The sequence below is a fragment of the Microvirga solisilvae genome, assembly GCF_022808595.1.
In the GTDB taxonomy this organism is placed as follows: Bacteria; Pseudomonadota; Alphaproteobacteria; order Rhizobiales; family Beijerinckiaceae; genus Microvirga; species Microvirga solisilvae.
Genome location: NZ_JAKUCN010000003.1, coordinates 336,048 through 358,138, shown reverse-complemented (window position 1 = coordinate 358,138; position 22,091 = coordinate 336,048). Strand labels below are relative to the sequence as shown.

Sequence of the window (22,091 nt, the reverse complement as noted above, 5' to 3'; positions counted from 1 at the left end):
AAGCTCAAGTGCGATGTGCTAGAGAGCGCGCCGCGCCGGCAGCAGTGACGGCCACTGCAATTCAGAAGCAAAGAGCCTACCTTCTTCATCGTTATTGCAGAACCTGGAACAAAGGCTGTCCGCGGGCACACCCGCAAAGAAAACACACATGGCAGAACAGCACGCTGTGGCTCCTGGGCACGCGGATTCCGCGGCTCCGGAAGCAACTATTCCCGGGAGCCACCACAAGGCGAGCTTCTGGACCCTGACCCTTGGCGCCATCGGCGTCGTCTATGGCGACATCGGCACCAGCCCGCTCTATGCCATGCGCGAAACGGTTGCGGCTGCAACCGGTGGCCATCACGGCGTGCCGGTCGAACTCACCCGTGAGCTGGTGATCAGCATTCTGTCGCTGCTGCTGTGGGCGCTGGTGCTGACGGTTTCGGTAAAATACGTCGTCCTGCTCCTGCGCGCGGACAACAAGGGCGAAGGCGGGTCGCTGACCCTCGTAGCCCTGACACAGCTTGCGCTCGGACGCAGAAGCCTCCCCGTTCTGATGATGGGCATGGCCGGAGCGGCCCTGTTCTACGGCGATGCCGCAATCACGCCAGCGATGTCCGTGCTCTCTGCCCTCGAAGGCCTGAAGCTCGTAGGGCCGTCTTTCGACGATTACATCCTGCCGGGAGCGCTCGCGATCATCATCGCTCTCTTCGCCGTGCAGGCGCACGGCACAGGCAAGGTCGCAGCCCTCTTCGGCCCGCTCACGCTCCTATGGTTCATCACCATGGCGGGTCTAGGCCTCCTCCACATCGCCGACGACTGGGAAGTGCTGCGCGCCTTCAACCCCTATTACGGCGTGCGTTTCCTCGTCACCCATCCTGGAACGGCCTTTGCGATCCTCGGCAGCGTCTGTCTTGCGGTAACAGGTGCCGAAGCACTTTACGCCGATCTCGGCCATTTCGGGCCAAAGCCGATCCGCGTGGCCTGGAGCACCGTCGTGTTTCCGGCTTTGGCGCTGAACTATCTCGGCCAGGGCGCTCTTATCCTGTCGAATCCCGAAGCCATCGCCAATCCATTCTTCCTGCTGGCGCCCCCATGGCTGCTGCTGCCGCTTGTCATCCTCGCGACGCTCGCCACCATCGTGGCGAGCCAGGCGGTGATCACCGGCGCCTATTCCCTGACCCGGCAGGCGATTCAGCTCGGCCTGCTACCGCGCCTGGATGTGCGCTTCACATCAGAAACCCATCAGGGTCAGATTTATCTGCCGCGCGTGAACTGGCTGCTTCTCGCCGCCGTCGTGACACTGGTCGTTCTGTTCGGTTCGTCGGCCAACCTAGCCAGCGCTTACGGCATCGCCGTGTTCGGTACCATGGTCGTCACTACGCTGCTTGCATGCGTCGTGATCAGCCGCAGCTGGGGCTGGGGGCCGGTGAAGACCGGCCTCGTGATGATCCCCCTGCTGCTCATCGACCTCACCTTCCTGTCGTCGAACCTCGTGAAGCTTCTGGACGGCGGCTATGTACCGCTCTTGATCGCCGGCACCTTCTTCGTGGTCATGTGGACCTGGGTGAAGGGCACACGCATCCTCTTCGAGAAGACCCGCAAGATCGATGTGCCGCTGCTCGAGCTGGTGGGCATGCTCGAGAAGAGCCCGCCGCACCGCGTGAAGGGCACCGCCGTGTTCCTCACGAGCGATCCCGACACTGCGCCGGCAGCACTCCTGCACAACCTGAAACACAACAAGGTTCTGCACGAGAAGAACGTGATCCTCACCGTGCGCAGCGAGGACATTCCGCGCGTGGAAGACGATGATCGCGTCGCCATCGAGCATGTGGGCGACTCGTTCTGGCGCATCCGCCTGAGCTACGGCTACATGGAGACGCCCAACATTCCGCGCGGTCTCGCGATCCTGCGCAAGCAGGGCTTCAAGTTCGACATCATGGCGACATCGTTCTTCCTGTCGCGCCGCTCGATCCGTCCCGCGAGCCAATCCGGCATGCCGCTCTGGCAGGACAAGCTGTTCATCAGCCTCGCCAAGTCGGCGAGCGACGCCACGGACTTCTTCCAGATCCCCACCGGTCGCGTGGTGGAAGTGGGAACGCAGGTCACCGTCTAAGAAAATCCCCTTCAGGCAGCCGAATTATACGGCTGCCTGAAAACCGCATCACCATTCGCATCAAGTCGCTTCCGGGATCCGCGTCTCCTTGACCGAAAACAGGATTGCGCCTAACCGACGCGCATTCCGCCGAGGACCCAATCCCGTGAGCACCGCCCCATCCAAAGCCGCCTCCTTCACGCTCAGCCGCAGCGAGGCCGTGCTGTTGTTCGTCACGATGATTTGGGGCGCGACCTTTCTCATCGTGCAGCTCGCCTTGAGTGTGAGCGGCCCGCTGTTCTTCGTCGGCCTTCGCTTCGGCACCGCCGCCCTGATGATGGCGCTCATCGCGGCCCCCGTGCTGCGCGGATTGACGTGGCTCGAGATCAAGGCCGGCCTTCTGATCGGCATTGCGATCTTCTTCGGCTACACGCTCCAGACCTACGGCCTGCAATACATCCCGAGCAGCAAATCAGCCTTCATCACGGCGCTCTACGTGCCCATCGTGCCGCTGCTGCAATGGCTGGTGCTGAAGCGTCCGCCGAGCATCATGGCATGGACTGGCATTGTCTTCGCCTTCATCGGCCTCGCGCTGCTCGCTGGCCCCGAGGGAACGTCCATCGGTCTCGGCATCGGAGAATTGCTCACGCTTCTCTGCGCAGTCGCTATCTCCGCCGAGATCATTCTTATCGGCGGCTTCGCGGGCAAGGTGGATGCGCGCCGCGTCACGGTGGTGCAGCTCGCCACAACGTCGGTTCTCGCCCTGGGATTCATGGCGCCGCTCGGCGAGTCGTTGCCCGAGCCGTCATGGCTTCTCATCTTCAGCGCCATTGGACTTGGCCTCGCGAGCGCCGGCATTCAGCTCGCGATGAACTGGGCACAAAAGACGGTCTCGCCCACGCGCGCCACGCTGATCTATGCAGGCGAGCCGGTCTGGGCCGGAATCGTGGGACGTCTCTACGGCGAGATCCTGCCTGCCGCCGCATTGATCGGCGCAGCATTGATCGTTGCTGGCGTGATTGTGAGCGAAATGAAGCTGCCGCGCTGGTTCAAGCGTCGTCAATCGGCACAGGCCTAGCCGGAAAGGCCGCTACAAGCTCTGGGCTGTCATCAGAATGCGGCAGCCGACACAACGTAGAGCGCGAAGAAAAGCGCGCTTATCAGAAACCTCTAGGAAGAATCTGAAGCGCAGGCGTTCTGCGGTGGTCGACTTGTCGGCTACAATCCGAGAACCGACTTTACCGATCCGGCCTCGCTGAAAGACCAGTCGATAGGCTTGTTCTCGGTCAAGAAGATGATTGAATTGGCCGGATTGAAGCCGATCTCGCTCAATCGACGGCGGACATCCTTGTAGAGTGCCTCCTTTTGAGCATCGGAGCGACCAGCGAGCAACGTGATCTCAATGATGATGGTCGAGTTCGGATCACGTTCGCCCAAAAATGTCGGGTGACAGATCATGTCACCATGAGGATATCGTGAGACCAGACAGAAATCGTCGTCGGGGTTCACGCCGCAGGTCTCAACAAGGCTTGCATGAAGGCATGCGTTGATCGCTTGGCACATCTCGACCGGCAGTGCTTGCGGAACATGAAGTCGATTGAATGGCATCTGTCTTATCCGGCTTGGTCCGTTAGCTTCATTAGCTTCATATGCCTGCTCTGAAAAGCAGCGACGCTTGTGACCGGACTTGAAGTCTCTGCCCAAATTAATGGGATCCCTACCCTAGACCTCACGCTCAACGACAAAACGCACGGCCTCGCGCAGGATCTGCGCCTTGTCGCCGAATTGATCGAGCGCGGCATCCGCCTTTTCGACGAGGAGGCCACATTCGCGCTTCGCACCTTCGAGCCCGAGCAGATCGACCAGCGTCGCCTTGCCCTTTTCCTGATCCTTGCCCGTGCGCTTGCCGAGCGCCTCGGCGGAAGCTTCACGATCGAGAATATCGTCGGCGACCTGGAACGCCGCGCCCAACGCGCGTCCGTATTCCGCGAGGCTGCGGCGGGCCTTCGCATCGGCCTTGCCGATGATCGCGCCTGCTTCAACCGAGAAGGTGAGAATCGCGCCGGTCTTCATCATCTGGAGCTGACGCACTTCCGCTTCGCCCATCGTGACCGCGCCGTAGCGGCCCTCCGCCGTCAGGTCGAGCAGCTGCCCTCCGACCATGCCCCCTAAGCCTGAGGCGCGGGCGAGGCCCAGCACGAGATCGGCGCGCACAGTTGCATCCGCATCGGTCTGCGGATCGGCCAAGACCTCGAAGGCCAGCGTCTGCAGCGCATCACCCACGAGAATGGCCGTTGCCTCGTCATAGGCCTTGTGCACCGTGGGGCGGCCCCGGCGCATGTCGTCGTCGTCCATGGAGGGCAGATCGTCATGCACGAGCGAATAGCAATGCAAAAGCTCGATGGCCGAGCCCGCCCGCAAAGGGCCCTCTCCCGCGACGCCGAAGAGACGCGCCGCCTCGATAGTGAGGAAAGGTCGCAGGCGCTTGCCGCCGCCGAGCACCGCATGCCGCATGGCCTCCATCAGTCGGGCGGGCCGGGCAATCTCGCCGCGGCGGGCATTGTCTGCTAGCAAGGCTTCGAGATTGGCTTCGACAAGCTTTGCGGCCTCATTGAGCCGTGCGCTGAAAGTGCTGGTGGATGACGACATGGTGAGCCCGAATTCGGAGGGAGCAGCCGCTCCCTCCGAGGAGAACAGCGGCGGACGAGCGGGCCGGAGATGGACGTTGCGCTGGGAACGGTCGCGGGAGCCGATGACCCCTGCCCGTTTCCTCCGCCGCATCGTCCAATTCGGCCTCGGCCTGATTGTCTTATGGGTTGGGGCGGTCCTTTGGCTAGGGCTTTTGTACTGGGTCGTCCCGCCCGTCTCCACCCTCATGCTGGGCCGCTGGCTTACGCTGCAGAGCGTGGAGCGCGACTATGTCTCCCTCGACGAGATATCACCTCAACTGCCGCTTGCCGTCATGACCTCGGAGGACAGCCGGTTCTGCGAGCATGGGGGCGTGGACTGGACCGCCCTGCAGGAGGTGATCGAGGAGGCCGACGAGGACGGGCCGTCCCGGGGCGCTTCTACCATCCCCATGCAGGTGGCCAAAAACCTGTTCCTGACGCAAAGCCGGTCCTATCTCCGGAAAGGCCTGGAAATCCCTGTCGCCATGTATCTCGACCTCATCTGGTCCAAGCGGAAGATGATGGAGGTCTATCTCAACGTGGCCGAATGGGGCGACGGGGTCTTCGGGGCCGAGGCTGCGGCGCGGAAGCATTTCCGCAAATCCGCCAAGGACCTGACCCGCCGGGAGGCGGCGCTGCTGGCCCGCGCCCTCCCCAACCCGCTGAGGCGCAACCCTGGCCGCCCGACCCCGCGCCTGAATGCCCTGGCCGGGCAGCTTCAGGCCCGGATGGCGGGGGCTGCGCCCTATAGTGAGTGCTTGCGGCCTTAAATCCGCAGGAAAGGGCTAGATATTTCCTGAAAGACCTTGTATGAGGCGCAACCTCATCAAGTTTGAGATGTGAGCGTTCCCCGGTTGAGCGGGCGCTCCGCTGTTTTGACCGGAGACGAGAAATGGCCGTTCCTAAGAGAAAAACGTCGCCCTCGCGGCGTGGCATGCGTCGCTCCGCCGATGCCTTGAAGGCCCCGACCTACATCGAGGACAAGGATTCCGGCGAGCTTCGCCGTCCTCACCACATCGACCTGAAGTCCGGCATGTACCGTGGCCGTCAGGTTCTGAAGGTGAAGGCTGACGCGTAATCCTACGCGGCATGCAAGTTTAAAAAAGCCGGCGCATTGCGCCGGTTTTTTTATGCCCAATGCGCATCGTGCGGAAAAGTGACCCCGGTTTTCCGCATCAACGATGCGCAGAGAAAAAGGGAAGGGCATCGTATTGATCCCAAAAGTGGATTCCACTTTTGGGTCCGATGCCACCCCAAGAGACCTGATTTTTCTTCACTTTTTACAGTTCGTTAAGCCTGAAGGCCGATCCTTGAGCCCTGTTTTTCCAAGGGTTGGAGCCTTCAAGGCGCATCATGCGCCCCTCCCGCCCCCTGTGTTTTGCGTTTTCGAGGGTGAGAGTGATGGCGACGAAGCGGCCAGGCCGGGCGGGGATCTTCCAGGGAGCACCCCGGACGTCACGCAGGCGCCAAGCCCCCGACGCCTTCCCCGCCTCGCATTCCGGCGCCGCCTATTCCTGGGACATTCTCTCGGATGCCCTGGCCTGGAGCCCCAATGCTGCTGCCCTTCTCGGCATCCCGGCCCGCGACCTGCCGCGCACCGGCAAGGCCTTCGCCCAGCTCGTCGAGCCGGGAAGCGGAGCCGACCGCCTGGAGGCCATGGCTGCTTCTGATGGCAGTTTCGATACCCGCTATGCCTTGCGCCTCGCGCCCGACCGGGTGCTCATGGTGGAGGATGCTGGCCGCTTTCAGCCCGATGTTCAGGGCCGCCCGGCCTTTGTGCGTGGCCTCCTGAGAGCCGATGCCCATCTGGCGGTCCAGGCCCTGCCCGCCCGCATTCAGGCCCGCTCCGGCCTGCTGGGGCAGATCCAGAACGGGATCAACGAGGCTGTTCGCGTCTCCCAGACCTGCACCCTGATCGTAGGATCCCTCGACGGGGACGAGGCGGACGCCCTCGACGTCATCGCCCGCAAGCTCCGCCCGATGATGCGGCGGCACGACCATTTCGGAGCCCTGAGCCCGAGCCGCTTCACCCTGACCCTGACCGGTTGCCCTGCCTCGGATGCGGAAAGCGCCATGAAGCGGGTGGCAGGCCTCCTGAAGGATTGCTCCGGCCATCTGACGCTGGCGGCCGCCTGCGCCCCGGATCACACCTTCAAGGCCACCAAGCTCCTGCGCTTCGCCGAGAGCACTCTTGAGGCTGCGCTCACGAACTATGAGCCCTTCAGGCTCTACGATGCCCGGCCCGCGCCGCGTTCCGCAGCTTTGGAGAAAGCGCCCTTCGATCTGGTGGCGGCCCTCAACGACCGCAGCCTGACCCTCGCCTGCCGGCCCGTGGTGGACGCCCATGGTCGCAGCCCCGTGCTGATGCAGGCCATGGCCGCCCTGCCAGGGCCGGATGGACGCTTGATGCCGCTGAGCTCTGTGCCTGCCCTGGAAGATGCCAATTTGAGCCTGCTCGTGGACGGGCGGATGCTGGAGCTGGCGGCCGAATATCTGGTCCGCCACCGGCAGGAGCGCATGGCGCTCCCGATCGCGGCCGCGACCTTGAAGGATGCGGAATGGCTGTCGATGCTTGCTGCCCATCTCGGCGTGCGTCCCGGCATCGAATCGCGCCTCGTGATCGAGGTGCCGGAGATTGCCCTCGCCAAGGACCCATCCCTCGTCGGACGCCTCCATGCCATGAAGGCCATCGGCATCGGCCTGTCCCTGTCGGGCTTCGGGCTCGGGCATGTCACGTCTTCGGCCCTGCGCCACCTGCCCTTCGACATGCTGAAGATCGACGGCGTGTTTATCCAGCCGCTCAAGCGTTCGACGGATGACCGGCTCTTCGTGCGCGCCCTCGTGGACCGGGCGCAGAATCTCGGAATCGCGACCACGGCGGAATGGGTCGACGATGACGCGACCGCGCGCATGCTCGCCGCCTGGGGCGTGGATTACCTGGAAGGGTCTCTGTTCGGCGAACCGGAAGCCGTGGCGCAGCCGGGAAGCCTTCAGCGGATTCTGAAGAAGGCCAGCGCCTAAACCTATTTCCCCGCGAGCTTGTCGAGCTTGGCCTGCATGTCGGCCATCTGGCGCTTCAGCGCGTCGAGATCGCTGGGCTCCTCCGCCTGCGGGCCTTGCGGCGCGGCGCCGCCGGGGCTGCCATTGGGAAAGGGCGAGAACATGCGCATGGCTTCCGTGAAGAAGCTCATGTTCTTGCGCACCTGCTCCTCCATGGCCTGGAAGGCTCCGGAACCAAATGCAGTGGTCATCTGCTCCCTGAGCTTCTGCTGCTCCTGGGAGAGGTTGTTCATGGAGAACTCGAGATAGCTCGGCACCAGTGCCTGCATGCTGTCGCCGTAGAAGCGGATGAGCTGGCGGAGCACGGTCACAGGCAGAAGGTTTTGCCCTTCCTTGTTCTCCTGCTCGAAGATGATCTGGGTCAGGACGCTGCGGGTGATGTCCTCGCCGGACTTCGCATCATAGACCACGAAATCCTCGCCGCCGCGCACCATGCCGGCCAGATCTTCCAGTGTCACATAAGCCGAGGTGCCGGTGTGATAGAGGCGGCGGTTGGCATATTTCTTGATGATCGTCGGCTGTTTTTCCGTCGCCATTTCGCCCGATACGCTCCTGAAAACCAATGACCTTCGGATCCCGGCGGGATGTCTGCGGCCTCCCATGATTATAAGCCTTATGCCCCACGAGCAAAGCGCCAAAAGTCTAAGGGATGCATGCCTGACTTGCTTTATCCTGTTCTTGACATCGCACGGACTGGGGCTTTCATCGCACCAGCACTATATTGAACAGCAAGAAGTCACAGGAGACAGGAATGGCCCAGGACAGCATCGTCATCGTCGGCGCCGCGCGCACGCCGGTCGGCTCCTTCAACGGCGCCTTCGCCAACACCCCGGCCCACGAGCTGGGTGCAGTGGCCATCAAGGCGGCCCTCGAGCGCGCCAAGGTGAGCGGCGAAGAGGTCGACGAGGTGATCCTCGGCCAGATCCTCACCGCGGCCCAGGGCCAGAACCCGGCCCGTCAGGCCGCCATGGCCGCTGGCGTGCCGCAGGAAAAGACCGCCTGGGGCCTCAACCAGCTCTGCGGCTCGGGCCTGCGCACCGTCGCCATCGGTATGCAGCAGATCGCCAACGGCGATGCCCGCATCATCGTGGCCGGTGGCCAGGAATCCATGTCGCTTGCCCCGCACGCCGCCTACATGCGCTCCGGCACCAAGATGGGCGATTTCAAGCTCGCCGACACGATGCTCAAAGACGGCCTGATGGATGCCTTCAACGGCTACCACATGGGCAACACCGCCGAGAACGTGGCCCAGCGCTGGCAGCTGACCCGCGAGGAGCAGGATCAGTTCGCCACCGCCTCGCAGAACAAGGCCGAGGCCGCCCAGAAGGAAGGCCGCTTCAAGGACGAGATCACGGCGGTGACGATTTCCACCCGCAAGGGCGACATCGTCGTCGATCAGGACGAGTACATCCGCGCCGGCACGACCGTCGACGCGCTCGCCAAGCTCAAGCCCGCCTTCTCGAAGGACGGCACGGTGACGGCCGGCAACGCCTCGGGCATCAATGATGGTGCCGCAGCTCTCGTGCTGATGACCGAGTCGGAAGCACAGAAGCGCGGTCTCACGCCGCTTGCCCGCATCGCCTCCTGGGCGACCGCCGGCGTCGATCCGGCGATCATGGGCACAGGCCCGATCCCGTCTTCGCGCAAGGCGCTGGAGAAGGCCGGCTGGAAAGTGTCCGATCTTGAGCTCGTGGAGGCCAATGAAGCCTTCGCCGCCCAGGCGCTTGCCGTGAACAAGGACATGGGCTGGGATCCGTCCATCGTGAACGTGAACGGCGGCGCCATCGCCATCGGCCATCCGATCGGCGCATCCGGCGCGCGCGTTCTCGTGACCCTGCTGCACGAGATGGGCCGCCGCAATGCTAAGAAGGGTCTCGCCACCCTCTGCATCGGCGGCGGCATGGGCGTCGCCATGTGCCTTGAAAGATAAATTGCCTGGAGCGCTAAAAACGTTCGATAGAGACTCCTCCTCATCCTGAGGAGCCGCGTCAGCGGCGTCTCGAAGGAGGGTCCAGAGGGCGCTGGTGACGCCTCGTCCTTCGAGACGCGAGCAAGCTCGCTCCTCAGGATGAGGCTGTGTTGAGGCCATTGGACGACATCGATGACGGCTTGCATCTTTCGTGATGCAAGCCGTTTTCTTTAAGCCAAAGGGTTTAAGCACAATAACGGGACTACACCCTTTCCAGCCGCGCCACATGTAATAAGCTGGGATTGGAAGTTGCCGGCCAACGGCGCTCCGCCTCACGAACGGGTCCACCAGAGATCCGCTTGGGAAACGCTTGAGGGAAGGAAATTCTATGGCGCGCGTTGCATTGGTCACCGGAGGCACCCGCGGCATCGGTGCCGCGATCTCGACGGCCCTGAAGCAGGCCGGATACAAGGTTGCCGCGAATTACGCAGGCAACGACGAGGCGGCGAACGGCTTCAAGGCCGAAACGGGAATCCCCGTCTTCAAATTCGATGTGTCCGACGCTGCCTCCGCCGAGGCCGGCATCCGCGCGGTGGAAGCGGAACTCGGCCCCGTCGACGTGCTGGTCAACAACGCGGGCATCACCCGCGACGGCATGTTCCACAAGATGACGTTCGACCAATGGTCCGCCGTCATGCGCACCAATCTCGATTCCATGTTCACCTGCACGCGCCCCGTGATCGAGGGCATGCGCGAGCGCGGCTTCGGGCGCATCATCATCATCTCCTCCATCAACGGCCAGAAGGGCCAGATGGGCCAGGCGAACTACTCCGCAGCAAAAGCGGGCGTGGTCGGCTTCGCCAAGGCGCTGGCCCTCGAGAATGCGAACAAGGGCGTCACCGTCAACGTGATCGCACCGGGCTACATCGCCACCGAAATGGTGAAGGCCGTTCCGGAAGAGGTGCTGAAATCCAAGATCCTGCCGCTCATCCCCGTGGGCCGTCTCGGCGAGGCGGAGGAAATCGCACGCGGCGTGCTGTTCCTCGCCGGCGACGATGCGGGCTTCGTCACAGGCTCGACCCTGAGCCTCAACGGTGGGCAGTACATGGCGTGACGTTAACGTCATCCCGGACACGGCTTCAGCCGTGATCCGGGATCGCCAACCGTTCTTGGCGCTATAATCTGCGCGCGATCCCGGATATGCGCTTCGCTTCTTCCGGGATGACGTGCTAGGTGGCGGTCATCATGACGACTCGCACCGCCACCACCATCGGCCTCATCGCCATCCTGCTCTGGTCCTCGCTTGCCCTATTCACGGCGGCCACGGGCACGATCCCTCCGTTCCAGCTCAACGCCATGTGCTTTCTCGTCGGCGGCCTCGTCGGTGTCGGAAGCTGGGTTGCGAGACCTCAGGGCATCAAGGCGCTGAAACAGAAACCCGTTGTCTGGGCGCTCGGTATTGGCGGGCTGTTCGGCTATCACGCGCTTTACTTCGCGGCTTTGCGCTGGGCGCCCCCAGCGGAATCGGGGCTCATCAACTATCTTTGGCCGCTGCTCATCGTGCTGTTTTCCTCGCTGCTGCCGGGCGAGCATCTGCGCCGTGCGCATCTTGTCGGTGCGCTTCTCGGATTTGCGGGCGTGATCGTGCTGATTGCCGGACGCGGCGCGCTCGATGCGCGCACGGAATATTTGCCGGGCTATCTTTGCGCGTTCGTTGCCGCTTTCGTGTGGGGCGCATATTCGGTTCTCTCGCGCCGCTTCGGCCAGGTGCCCACCGATGCGGTGGCGGGCTTCTGTCTTATGACATCCCTGTTGAGCTGGATCTGCCACTTCGCCTTCGAGACCAGTGTGTGGCCGGAGAACACGACGCAATGGCTCTCCGTTCTCGCCCTGGGTCTCGGTCCTGTCGGCGCGGCGTTCTATGTGTGGGACATCGGCATGAAGCGCGGCGACATTCGCCTGCTCGGCGTCGCATCCTACGCGACGCCCGTGCTCTCGACGCTGCTGCTCGTTGTTGCGGGCTATGCGGAGCCGACGTTGACGCTCGCGCTGTCGTGCAGCCTCATCGTGGCAGGCGCGCTGGTCGCGACCTTAACGCCTAAGCGGACCGCCCGGGCATGACCCGGTGCGTGTAGCGATAGGCCGTCTCATAGCCTAGCGTCTTGTAGAGCGCGTGCGCGACTTCGTTTTCCTCGCGCACCTGAAGATAGGCGCTGTGCGCGCCCTGCTGGCAGCCCCAAGCCATGAGGCTGGAGACGACGCGGCGACCGAGACCAATGCCGCGCAGATCGGGCGCGACCACGATGTCATAGAGCCCGACATAGCCGCGCTCCACAACGCCGAGACCCCAGGCCACCGGCTTCTCATCGAGGTTGAGCGTGGCGAACGCCGCCTGCGGGCGAATGCGTGAGACGATCTGCATCAAGGTCGCATCGTCGGCTTTGTCGCCGCCGTAAGAGGCTGCCGCCTCGCGCACCCAGCGCTTGGACACTTGCGGCTCGAGAGTGATCTCGGGATCGACCTCACAATCGCCCGCCTTGATCGACGCCAGGAGTACATGCGTCGGCTCGACCTCCTTGAAGCCACGCAGCGCGAGACGCTCGTCCACATCCGGCGCTTCCAGCCCGTTGAGCCGGAAGGTGGGCCGCACATTCGCCTCGACGAAGCGCGCGATCATGTAATCGATGAGTTCTTCATCCAGCGAAGCATTCGGCATGAAGGGCGTCGCGGAATTGGCGCGCTTGGAATAGCCGTTGGCGAGACGCAGGATCCAGCCGTCATAAATCTGATAGTCGAAGGACGGCCAGGCATTCACGAGCCTGCTTTCGAGCCCGACGATGAGGCTGTGATCGTTCATGGGACGCGCCGCTCCTGCCGCTTGCTTCATCAGAATTTGTTCTTCCATTCCCGCAAGGATTGGAAGACCTCCTCAGGTGAGGCTCCTTCCTTATGAACGGTTTTTGCGAGCGCAGGCTCCCCGGCGCGCAGGAAAGGATTGGTGGCCTTCTCCTCACCGATGGTCGTGGGCACGATGAAACGTCCCTCGGCCTTCGCCTGCTCAGCCTCCTGCGCACGCTTCTTCAGCGCGGCATTGTCGGGATCGGCGGCGAGCGCGAAGCGCGCATTCGAGAGCGTGTAATCGTGCCCGCAATACACTTGCGTGTTGTCGGGCAAAGCGGCGAGACGCTGCAGCGTCTTCCAGAAATCCGCGTAAGAGCCCTCGAACATGCGTCCGCAGCCGAGAGTGAAGAGCGTGTCGCCTGCAAACAGCACGCCATCCTGCTCGAACCAATACGACACGTGATCGGAGCAATGACCCGGCGTTTCGAACACACGCGCTTCGAGGCTGCCCACCAGCACGCCATCGCCCTCGCGCACCCACAGATCGGCGGAGGGCACCGCCTCGCGCGCCTTGGCCGGCGCAACGACCCGACAGCCGGTGCGCGCCTTCAAAGCCTCGACCGCCTGCACGTGATCGCTGTGGCGATGGGTGACGAGAATATCCGTGAGCGTCCAGCCCTTCTCGGCGAGGGCTGAGAGGATCGGCCCTTCTTCCGGCGCGTCGATGGCGGCGCACGCGCCGGTCTTGGGATCATGGATCAGAACGCCGATATTGTCCTGCAGGCAGAGAAAAGCATGAATCTGGGCTGACATCGATGACCCCTGGCTTGATGCGCTTCGAGCTATCATGGAACAGTAAAGGCACGAAACCAGACCCCGCGCTGCATCGCCATGCGTTGTCCGCAGGTATCGAAAGGCACATTAGCAAGGCATGAGCATCGACATCACCGACCTGCGCAGCTTCTATGCGAGCCCCCTCGGGGCCGTGACGCGCCGCTATGTGGGCCGGGCCATCGACCGTTTCTGGGGCCCGTTGACGGGCCTGCGCGTGCTCGGCCTCGGCTATGCGCCGCCCTATCTCGCGCGGGTTCGCAACGAATGTGAGCGGACCATCGCCTTCATGCCCGCAAGCCAGGGCGTGGTGAACTGGCCGAGCACCGGGGCCTCGGCTTCGGCCCTCGTCGATCCGCTGATGATGCCTCTGCCGGAAGCCTCCATCGACCGGGTGCTCGTGGTCCATGCCCTGGAGACGGTGGAAAGCCCGAGCGAGCTGCTGCACGAGATCTGGCGCATCCTGACGCCGGGCGGGCGCATCATCATGGTCGCCCCCAACCGGCGCGGCCTGTGGGCGCGCATGGACACGACTCCCTTCGGATACGGCCAGCCCTATAGCCGCTCGCAGCTCAAAAGCTTGATGCGGCAAACCTGGTTCTCGCCGGAAGGATGGGCCGAGACCCTCTACGTGCCGCCTCTCACCAGCCGTGTGGTGCTCAGCACCGCTGCGGCCTGGGAGAGCCTGGGCTCCAGCTTCTCCCTGCCCTTCGCGGGCCTTCATATCGTCGAGGCGACCAAGCAGCTCTACCGTCCCGGCACCGCTGTCGCGGTGCGCCGCGCACGCCGCGCAGCCCCGGTTTTCGTACCGGCACCTGCCACGCGGATGGGCGATATTCCTTGATTTCGCCGGGATTCAGGGGAGTAAGACAGGGCTCAACTTGACTTGGGGGCCCTGAATCGCCAGTGTCCGCCCGCTCCGGCCGAGGCCCACAGCCTCATGCCGCCTTACATTTCCATTAGAGTCTGATGCGCAGTTATCTCGATTTCGAAAAGCCCGTCGCCGAGCTTGAGGCGAAGGTCGAAGAGCTCCGGGCCCTGGGCGAGAACGGCAATGCCGTGTCCATCTCGGACGATGTCTCGCGCCTGGAGGCCAAGGCGGCTGACGCCCTCAAGGACCTCTATTCCAAGCTCACGCCCTGGCAGAAGACCCTGGTCGCGCGCCATCCGCAGCGGCCGCATTTCGTGGATTACTGCGCAGGCCTCATTACCGAGTTCACGCCTCTCTCCGGCGACCGCAAGTTCGCCGACGACGAGGCGATCCTTACTGGCTTCGGCCGTTTCCGGGGCCAGCCCGTCTGCGTGCTGGGCCAGGAGAAGGGCCACAACACGGAAAGCCGCATCCGGCACAATTTCGGCATGGCGCGCCCCGAGGGTTACCGCAAGGCCGTGCGCCTGATGGAGATGGCTGACCGCTTCAACCTACCGGTGATCTCCTTTGTCGACACCGCCGGCGCCTATCCGGGCATCGAGGCGGAAGAGCGCGGCCAGGCCGAGGCCATCGCCCGCTCCACCGAGGCCCAGCTGGCGCTTGGCGTTCCGAACGTCTCCCTCGTCATCGGCGAAGGCGGCTCGGGCGGCGCGATCGCGATCGCCACCGCCAACAAGGTGCTGATGATGGAGCACGCCATCTACAGCGTGATCTCGCCGGAAGGCGCGGCCTCGATCCTCTGGCGCGACTCGGCGCGCGCCCAGGACGCCGCCACCAACATGAAGATCACCGCACAGGATCTCCTGCGGCTGGGCATCATTGACGGCATCGTCACGGAGCCCGTGGGCGGCGCTCACCGGGACCCGAAGGCCGCCATCCAGGCCGCTGGCAACGCCATCGAGGAGGCTCTCCACGATCTCGGCAATATGGGCCCCGCGGAAATCCGCGATCACCGCGCCGAGAAGTTCCTCAATATCGGCCGCAAGCTCTGAGCTTGCCCGCAAGTCTTCAAGCAAGGGCCGCCTCTCCAGAGCGCGGCCCTTCTTCTTTTGGGCGGCTTACCGAAGTTTTTTGCGGGAGGATAAGCCCAGCAAAATATGCTTCCCCAAGGGTAATTTACCTTTTGTTAACCACGCCAACATCAAGGCCCCGCTTGCAGTAAGGGCCAGTTAAGGCTAACGATTTAAGGGTTAAGGGGAACTGTCAGGCAATCATGCCGGCAGATCACAGAACGCGGGGTCCCCCATGTTGAAGCGTATTGTTATGGCCGCGAGCCTGACGCTCGCGCTTGCTGCCTGCCAGGACGGCAATCTTTCCCAAGGCTCCACGCGCCACCTTCAGCCGATTCCGCCAGCCGCCATGGCCCTCATGTCTTCGAAGGGCATGTCGAAGGACGATCCGATCCTGATCCGAGCCTATAAGAAGGAATCGGAGCTGGAGATCTGGAAGCGCGGCTCGAACGGCAAATACGCCCTGCTCAAGACCTATCCCATCTGCCGCTGGTCCGGTCAGCTCGGCCCGAAGACCCGCGAAGGCGACCGCCAGGTGCCGGAGGGCTTCTACACGGTCACCCCGGCGCAGATGAACCCGAACTCGAATTTCTATCTCTCGTTCGATACCGGCTATCCGAACGCCTTCGACCGTTCGCTCGGCCGTAACGGCGGCGACATCATGGTCCATGGCTCGTGCTCCTCGCGCGGCTGCTTCGCCATGACGGACCAGAACGTCGCCGAGATCTATTCCATCGCCCGCGAGGCCTTCGCCAGCGGCCAGCGCGCTTTCCAGTTCCAGTCCTATCCGTTCCGGATGACGGCCCAGAACCTGGCCAAGCACCGCCTCGATCAGAACATCGCCTTCTGGAAGAACCTCAAGGAAGGCGCCGACACCTTCGAAGTGACGAAGGAAGAAGTGCCCGTCTCCGTCGCAGGCGGACGCTACCTGTTCAACGGGGATTCAAGCGTCATGGCGGCCGTTTCGCAGAAGCGCGCCGAGGACGAGCAGGAAGTGGCCGAACTCGTCGCCAAGGGCACTAAGCCGGTCAAGCTCGTCTATCACGACGGCGACACGCACGAATCCTTCCGCACGGCTCTCGCCAACGCCTCCGGCGTGACCGACAGCAAGCTCGGCTACATCAGCCGCACCGAAGGCCTCTCCTCCGGCCCGCAGCAGATCGCGCTCGACGACAGCGGCCGCGAGAAGATCGAAGCCCCGTCGACAGCACTGGCCTTCGCCTCCATGAAGGAAGTGCCTGCCGAGGCTCCGCAGCCGAAGGCCCTGGCCGCCGCGCAGCCTGAGGCAGTCGCCCCCGCTGCAGGCTCCGACGAGACGCCCTTCTACAAGAAGATGTTCAGCAACGTGACGGACCTCTTCAGCACCTCGCCCGCGCAGCCTGCCGCCGAAACGGCGCAAGTCGCACCGGTCACGGCTCCCGCCGCGAAGACCCCGGCAAAGCCCGTGCCGCAGAAGCGTGCCGAGGCTTCCAAGGGCGTGAAGGTGGCTCAGGTTCGAGACTGAGCTACGCGAGACAACCAAATGCAAAAAGCCCGCCAGTTCGGCGGGCTTTTTGTTGAAAATGCACATGCAGCGGCAAATGCTATGCCTTTACCGGGACCTTCTTTTTTGGTTGCGGCGCTTTCGACACCTGACTTTTCGAGCGAATCCGCAATCCACCCGTATCAGGTTGAAAAAGCTCAAAGGCACCGGTCTTCCGCACGAGATCGCTTAGCTTGCGATAGCCATATGTGCGGGGATCAAAATCGGTTGCCGTACTGAGCAATTGCTGGCCTACGGCTCCAAGGGCAACCCAGCCTTCCTCGCTGTCTATATGAGAGAGAGCCTTCTGGATAAGAGGGATTGCAGCGCTAGGGGGGCGCAACGCCCCTGCAGCTTTCATAATTCCCCCTTCTAGCGCGGGAGCCTCTGGTAAAAGAAGGTTCTCGGTGTAGATGAAACGCCGACAGGCTTTCCGGAAACTCTCCGGTGTCTTCTGCTCACCGAACCCGTAAACATCTACGCCTTGTTCTCTAATGCGGGACGCTAGGCGGGTGAAGTCGCTGTCTGACGATACAAGACAGAAGCCATCGAATCGCCCGCTGTGCAGGAGATCCATCGCATCGATCACCAAGGCGATGTCAGATGCATTCTTGCCGGCAACATTGGTGAATTGCTGCTGAGGGATAATGGCATGATGCGCAAGAATATCGGCCCAGGATTGCAGGCGCTTGCTCGAGAAGTCGCCGTATATGCGGCGCACGCTAGCCTCTCCGATTTTCGCGATCTCTTCGAAAAGTTTTCCTGCGATCTTCGCTGACGCATTATCGGCATCTATGAGAACAGCGAGACGAGATAAGCGAGTATCTTGCGCCATGATCTTCCCGAGCAACTCCGAGCTTACAATGCAAACAGTTAAGCCAAATCGGAGCGCTTGTCATTCAACGACCCTGAAAAGGTCCTGACTCAGCTGAAGCGCCATCGCAGCAAAAAGCCCGCCAGATCGGCGGGCTTTTTACATCGTCTCTAGCTCTTCGCCTTACGCCACGAACTGGCCGTGGCAGTGCTTGAACTTCTTGCCCGAACCGCAGGGGCACGGCTCGTTGCGGCTCACCCGGCCCCAGGACGAGGGGTCGTTCGGATCGCGCGGAGCGCCCGTGTCAGGGTTGACGTTGGTTGCGGCATATCCTGCAGCTGCGCCTTGGGCCAAGTCGAACTCGTTCTCGCCGGTGGCGGGATCGAGATGCTGCGGGAACATGGGCGGGAGCGTCTGAGCCTCAGGCTGCTGGAACACCACCTGGATGCGCATGAGCTGACCCGTCACCTGCTCGCGCAGATGGCCGACGAGGGTGTTGAACAGCTCGAAGGCTTCCGACTTGTACTCGTTGAGCGGATCGCGCTGCGCGAGGCCGCGCCAGCCGATGACCTGACGCAAATGGTCGAGGGTCACGAGGTGTTCGCGCCAGAGATGATCGAGGCTCTGCAGCAGAACCTGCTTCTCCACGTAGTTCATCACTTCCGCGGAATTGGCTTCCACGCGCTGCGCGTAAGCTTCGTCGGCCGCCTTGGTGATGCGCTCGCGGATCTCATCATCCGCAATGCCTTCTTCCTTCGCCCATTCCTCAATCGGCAAATCGAGATTGAGGAAGTTGGCGACGTTGTCTTTCAGGCCCTGAACGTCCCATTGCTCGGCATAGGCGTTCTCAGGGATCGCGCGGGCGACCATGTCTTCGATCACGCCGTGACGCATGTCGTCGATGGTGTCACGCACGCTCTCTTCCGCCATGAATTCTTTGCGCTGCTCGAACACGACCTTGCGCTGGTCGTTCATGACGTTGTCGTATTTCAGGATGTTCTTGCGGATGTCGAAGTTGCGCGCCTCGACCTTCGCCTGCGCACGCTCGATGGCCTTGTTGATCCACGGATGAATGATGGCCTCGCCTTCCTTCAGGCCGAGCTTCTGCAGCATGCCGTCCATGCGCTCGGAGCCGAAGATACGCATCAGATCATCTTGCAGAGACAGGTAGAACTTGGAGCGGCCCGGATCGCCCTGGCGGCCCGAACGGCCGCGGAGCTGGTTGTCGATGCGGCGGGACTCGTGACGCTCGGTGCCGAGCACGTAGAGACCGCCGGATGCGAGCGCACGTTCCTTGAAGGCCGCAACCTCGTCGAGAATTTCCTTCTCGCGGCGCGCACGCTCCTCGCCCTCGACGCCGACAAGTTCGCGCTCGATGCGCATCTTGGCGTTACCGCCGAGCTGAATGTCGGTGCCGCGACCGGCCATGTTGGTGGCGATCGTGATCGCGCCCGGCACGCCCGCCTGGGCGACGATGAAGGCTTCCTGCTCGTGGAAGCGGGCGTTCAGCACCGCGAAGTGCTTTGTGCCGCGTCCGGCGCGCGCGTCCTTGTAAAGTGGCTCCAGCGCCTGCGGGTTCTCGAAGTCGATGAGCTTGTAGCCTTCCTTCACGAGAAGGTCGGCGAGCATCTCCGACTTCTCGATGGAAGTGGTGCCGACCAGGATCGGCTGTCCCTTGGCGGAAGATTCCGCGATGTCGCGGATCACGGCCTGGTAGCGCTCCTCGACCGTACGATAGACCTCATCGTCGTCGTCGATACGGGAGACGGGACGGTTCGTCGGAATCTCGACCACTTCGAGATTGTAGATCTCGAGAAATTCGTCGGCCTCGGTGGCCGCCGTACCGGTCATGCCGCCGAGCTTGTCGTAGAGACGGAAATAGTTCTGGAAGGTAATGGAAGCGAGCGTCTGGTTCTCAGGCTGAACCTGCACGTGCTCCTTGGCTTCCAGCGCCTGGTGCAGGCCTTCCGAATAACGGCGGCCCGGCATCATGCGGCCGGTGAACTCGTCGATGATCACCACCTCGCCGTTGCGGACGATGTAGTCCTTGTCGCGCTGGAACAGGGTGTGCGCGCGAAGCGCCTGGTTCATGTGGTGCACGAGAGTGGCGTTCTGCGCGTCGTAGAGATCGCCTTCCGTCAGGAGGCCAGCCTCACGCAGAAGCACTTCCATCTTCTCGGTGCCGTCTTCGGTGAGAGCGACCGAGCGTTGCTTCTCGTCGAGCTCGTAATCGCTCTTGTCGATGCGCGGAAGCACCTTGTCGATGGCGTTGTAGAGATCGGAACGATCATCGAGCGGACCGGAGATGATGAGCGGCGTGCGCGCCTCGTCGACGAGGATCGAGTCCACCTCGTCCACGATGGCGAAGTTGTGCCCGCGCTGGACCATCTGCGCCATCTCGTACTTCATGTTGTCGCGCAGATAATCGAAGCCGTACTCGTTATTGGTGCCGTAGGTGATGTCGGCGGCATAGGCCTGCGCGCGCTCGGCATCGTCGAGGCCGTGAACGATCACGCCGACGGAAAGACCAAGGAAGCGGTAGATCTGGCCCATCCACTCGGAGTCGCGCTTGGCGAGGTAGTCGTTCACCGTCACCACGTGAACGCCCTTGCCGGAGAGCGCATTCAGATAGACCGGCAGAGTTGCGACGAGGGTCTTGCCTTCACCGGTGCGCATCTCGGCGATGGAGCCCTCGTGAAGCACCATGCCGCCGATGAGCTGCACGTCGAAATGGCGTTGGCCGAGGGTGCGCTTGGCCGCCTCGCGGACCGTGGCGAAGGCGGGGACCAGGATGTCGTCCAGGGTCTTGCCCTGGCTAAGCTGGGCCTTGAACTCTTCCGTACGGGCACGCAGCTGATCGTCGGAGAGGGCCTCCAGCTCGGGCTCGAGCGCGTTGATAGCCGCGACCTTGGGCCGATAGGACTTCAGCCGACGATCGTTGACCGAGCCAAAGATTTTCTTCGCGAGAGAACCGAACATCGAGAGCCTTCGAAAATTCCAGAATTCAGGAGATAAGGGGCTTTGAGGCCGCCTTATAGACCTAATCATGCGGGAGCGCATCTTAAAGCCTACGCCTCAATGGCCGCAGGCTTAACGTCCGCAAGCCGGCCTTAAATAAGGCCAAGCTGCGCGGGATGCTGTGGCATAAATATGCCATCGCTTGCAAACGTAAACACGTTGGGCCATCTCATCCCTGCTGTCCGTGGGCTCGATTGGCCCACCAGAGGATCATTCATGCCCCCTATCTCGGTTCGTACAACCCTTCTCGCTAGCCTTGTGACCCTTGGCGCCGCCCTGCCCCTGATGGGCCAGGCCCTGGCCCAGACGCCCCCCGCCTCGGCCCCCGCTACCTCGCCGGCCGCTGTCCCCGCCGTCGACCCCGCCAAGGTGGTCGCCCGGGTGAATGGCGTCGAGATCACGGAAGGCGACCTCGCCATCGCCGCTGAGGACCCGGCCCTGCAGATGCCGAACGTGCCCGATGAGCAGAAGCGCGAGATGCTGACCGGCTACCTGATCGACCTGAAGCTCGGGGCTAAGGCTGCCGAGGCCGCCAAGGCCGGCAGCAGCGCGGAATTCGCCCGCAAGCTCGCCTATAACCGGGACAAGACCCTGCTCGACGAATACCTCGACCAGACCGCCAAGAAGGCCGTGACCCCCGAGGCCGCCCGCAAGCTCTATGACGAGACCATCAAGAGCATTCCGGCCGAGCAGGAAGTGCGCGCCCGCCACATCCTTGTGGACGGCGAGGAGGATGCCAAGAAGATCGCGGCCCGCGTGAAGGGCGGCGAGGATTTCGCCAAGGTCGCCGGCGAGGTCTCCAAGGACCCCGGTTCCAAGACCGATGGCGGCGATCTCGGTTTCTTCACCAAGGACCGCATGGTCGAGCCTTTCGCCGAGGCGGCCTTCAAGCTCGAGCCCGGCCAGATCTCCGATCCCGTGAAGAGCCAGTTCGGCTGGCACGTGATTAAGGTCGAGGAGAAGCGCACTAAGCCTGCCCCGAGCTTCGAGGAGACCAAGGATCAGGTCGAGGCCTATCTCGGCCGCAAGGCGCAGCAGGATCTTATCGTGAGCCTGCGCAAGGACGCCAAAATCGAGAAGCTCGACGACAAGGGCAACCTGGTCGAGCAGAAGCAGCCGTAAGGGCTATCATTGCTCGTAAGATTGGATTCAGGGCGGCTTTTGCCGCCCTTTTTCCATTGCCGTGACGCTTGTGAAGGCATGGAGGCTTCTCGTAAGGAGGCTTGTCATATTTCTGAGCACCACATTGAACTTAAGTGCAATCTCTCGCTTTCGAGAGATTTCGCTATGAAAATCAGCAGCTTACGTTACGTAATATTTTAGAACTATTACTTCTGAGCCGAACACATAAGCCTTGCCCGCATTGATGTAATATTTCCGCAAACTTAGCTTCAGCCGCGCCATTTCAACAC

19 protein-coding genes are annotated in these 22,091 nt (G+C 62.6%); 12 read left to right on the top strand and 7 right to left on the bottom strand.

Annotated features, from left to right (window positions below; all coding sequences use genetic code 11):
• Positions 1–148 precede the first annotated feature (148 nt).
• Together MJ639_RS09000 and MJ639_RS08995 are read left to right on the top strand one after the other, a co-directional pair.
• The gene (locus MJ639_RS09000) at positions 149–2,095 is read left to right on the top strand and encodes a potassium transporter Kup (protein WP_243370491.1); all 1,947 of its coding nucleotides are present in this window, start codon (positions 149–151) and stop codon (positions 2,093–2,095) included.
• 145 nt (positions 2,096–2,240) lie between these two features.
• Positions 2,241–3,152, top strand: a complete 912-nt coding sequence (locus MJ639_RS08995; RefSeq protein WP_243370489.1) for a DMT family transporter — start codon at positions 2,241–2,243, stop codon at positions 3,150–3,152.
• 140 nt (positions 3,153–3,292) lie between these two features.
• On the opposite strand, the gene MJ639_RS08990 is transcribed toward MJ639_RS08995, so the two are convergent.
• Together MJ639_RS08990 and MJ639_RS08985 are read right to left on the bottom strand one after the other, a co-directional pair.
• Positions 3,293–3,682, bottom strand: a complete 390-nt coding sequence (locus MJ639_RS08990) for a tautomerase family protein (RefSeq protein ID WP_243370487.1) — start codon at positions 3,680–3,682, stop codon at positions 3,293–3,295.
• Between the two features lie 114 nt (positions 3,683–3,796).
• A complete protein-coding gene (locus MJ639_RS08985; RefSeq protein WP_243370920.1) occupies positions 3,797–4,723 on the bottom strand; it encodes a polyprenyl synthetase family protein in 927 nt (308 codons plus the stop codon).
• A 103-nt stretch (positions 4,724–4,826) separates the two neighbouring features.
• On the opposite strand from MJ639_RS08985, the gene mtgA reads away from it, so the two are divergent.
• The 3 genes from mtgA (at position 4,827) to MJ639_RS08970 (ending at position 7,764) form a co-directional block, all read left to right on the top strand.
• Positions 4,827–5,513 (top strand): monofunctional biosynthetic peptidoglycan transglycosylase, encoded by a 687-nt coding sequence (gene mtgA / locus MJ639_RS08980; protein ID WP_243370485.1) that lies wholly within the window; start codon positions 4,827–4,829, stop codon positions 5,511–5,513.
• A gap of 122 nt (positions 5,514–5,635) precedes the next feature.
• On the top strand, positions 5,636–5,821 hold the full coding sequence (rpmF, locus tag MJ639_RS08975; RefSeq protein ID WP_091131251.1) for a 50S ribosomal protein L32: 186 nt from the start codon (positions 5,636–5,638) through the stop codon (positions 5,819–5,821).
• 323 nt (positions 5,822–6,144) lie between these two features.
• Positions 6,145–7,764, top strand: coding sequence for an EAL domain-containing protein (locus MJ639_RS08970; RefSeq protein ID WP_243370483.1), 1,620 nt, complete (start codon positions 6,145–6,147; stop codon positions 7,762–7,764).
• A 2-nt stretch (positions 7,765–7,766) separates the two neighbouring features.
• Here the strand turns inward: MJ639_RS08970 and phaR are convergent, their stop codons facing one another.
• The gene (gene phaR / locus MJ639_RS08965) at positions 7,767–8,339 is read right to left on the bottom strand and encodes a polyhydroxyalkanoate synthesis repressor PhaR (protein WP_243370481.1); all 573 of its coding nucleotides are present in this window, start codon (positions 8,337–8,339) and stop codon (positions 7,767–7,769) included.
• Between the two features lie 215 nt (positions 8,340–8,554).
• Between phaR and MJ639_RS08960 the strand changes: the two genes are divergently transcribed.
• The 3 genes from MJ639_RS08960 (at position 8,555) to yddG (ending at position 11,833) form a co-directional block, all read left to right on the top strand.
• Positions 8,555–9,733, top strand: a complete 1,179-nt coding sequence (locus MJ639_RS08960; RefSeq protein ID WP_243370479.1) for an acetyl-CoA C-acetyltransferase — start codon at positions 8,555–8,557, stop codon at positions 9,731–9,733.
• A 367-nt stretch (positions 9,734–10,100) separates the two neighbouring features.
• A complete protein-coding gene (gene phbB, locus MJ639_RS08955) occupies positions 10,101–10,826 on the top strand; it encodes an acetoacetyl-CoA reductase (protein ID WP_243370478.1) in 726 nt (241 codons plus the stop codon).
• Between the two features lie 131 nt (positions 10,827–10,957).
• Positions 10,958–11,833 (top strand): aromatic amino acid exporter YddG, encoded by an 876-nt coding sequence (yddG, locus tag MJ639_RS08950; RefSeq protein WP_243370477.1) that lies wholly within the window; start codon positions 10,958–10,960, stop codon positions 11,831–11,833.
• On the opposite strand, the gene MJ639_RS08945 is transcribed toward yddG, so the two are convergent.
• Together MJ639_RS08945 and gloB are read right to left on the bottom strand one after the other, a co-directional pair.
• Complete coding sequence (locus tag MJ639_RS08945) at positions 11,811–12,569, bottom strand: GNAT family N-acetyltransferase (protein WP_243370475.1); 759 nt, start codon at positions 12,567–12,569, stop codon at positions 11,811–11,813. The two genes, yddG and MJ639_RS08945, sit on opposite strands and share 23 nt — an antisense overlap.
• A 29-nt stretch (positions 12,570–12,598) precedes the next feature.
• The gene (gloB, locus tag MJ639_RS08940; protein ID WP_243370473.1) at positions 12,599–13,366 is read right to left on the bottom strand and encodes a hydroxyacylglutathione hydrolase; all 768 of its coding nucleotides are present in this window, start codon (positions 13,364–13,366) and stop codon (positions 12,599–12,601) included.
• 118 nt (positions 13,367–13,484) lie between these two features.
• Between gloB and MJ639_RS08935 the strand changes: the two genes are divergently transcribed.
• From MJ639_RS08935 to MJ639_RS08925, 3 genes are all read left to right on the top strand, one after another.
• The gene (locus MJ639_RS08935) at positions 13,485–14,228 is read left to right on the top strand and encodes a methyltransferase domain-containing protein (RefSeq protein WP_243370471.1); all 744 of its coding nucleotides are present in this window, start codon (positions 13,485–13,487) and stop codon (positions 14,226–14,228) included.
• Between the two features lie 125 nt (positions 14,229–14,353).
• The gene (locus MJ639_RS08930) at positions 14,354–15,307 is read left to right on the top strand and encodes an acetyl-CoA carboxylase carboxyltransferase subunit alpha (protein WP_243370469.1); all 954 of its coding nucleotides are present in this window, start codon (positions 14,354–14,356) and stop codon (positions 15,305–15,307) included.
• A gap of 253 nt (positions 15,308–15,560) precedes the next feature.
• Positions 15,561–16,829 carry a L,D-transpeptidase family protein gene (locus MJ639_RS08925; RefSeq protein ID WP_243370467.1) on the top strand — a complete coding sequence of 423 codons (1,269 nt, stop codon included), beginning with the start codon at positions 15,561–15,563 and terminating at the stop codon, positions 16,827–16,829.
• A 79-nt stretch (positions 16,830–16,908) separates the two neighbouring features.
• Here MJ639_RS08925 and MJ639_RS08920 read toward each other — a convergent pair whose 3' ends face one another.
• Both MJ639_RS08920 and secA read right to left on the bottom strand, forming a co-directional pair.
• Entirely contained in the window at positions 16,909–17,682 is a 774-nt protein-coding gene (locus MJ639_RS08920) for an NYN domain-containing protein (RefSeq protein ID WP_243370465.1), read from the bottom strand.
• Between the two features lie 162 nt (positions 17,683–17,844).
• Positions 17,845–20,640: a preprotein translocase subunit SecA gene (gene secA, locus MJ639_RS08915; RefSeq protein WP_243370463.1), complete on the bottom strand. Its 2,796-nt coding sequence runs from the start codon at positions 20,638–20,640 to the stop codon at positions 17,845–17,847.
• Positions 20,641–20,895: 255 nt separating this feature from the next.
• Here secA and MJ639_RS08910 point away from each other — a divergent pair, with 255 nt between their 5' ends.
• The gene (locus MJ639_RS08910) at positions 20,896–21,801 is read left to right on the top strand and encodes a peptidylprolyl isomerase (RefSeq protein WP_243370461.1); all 906 of its coding nucleotides are present in this window, start codon (positions 20,896–20,898) and stop codon (positions 21,799–21,801) included.
• Positions 21,802–22,091 lie beyond the last annotated feature (290 nt).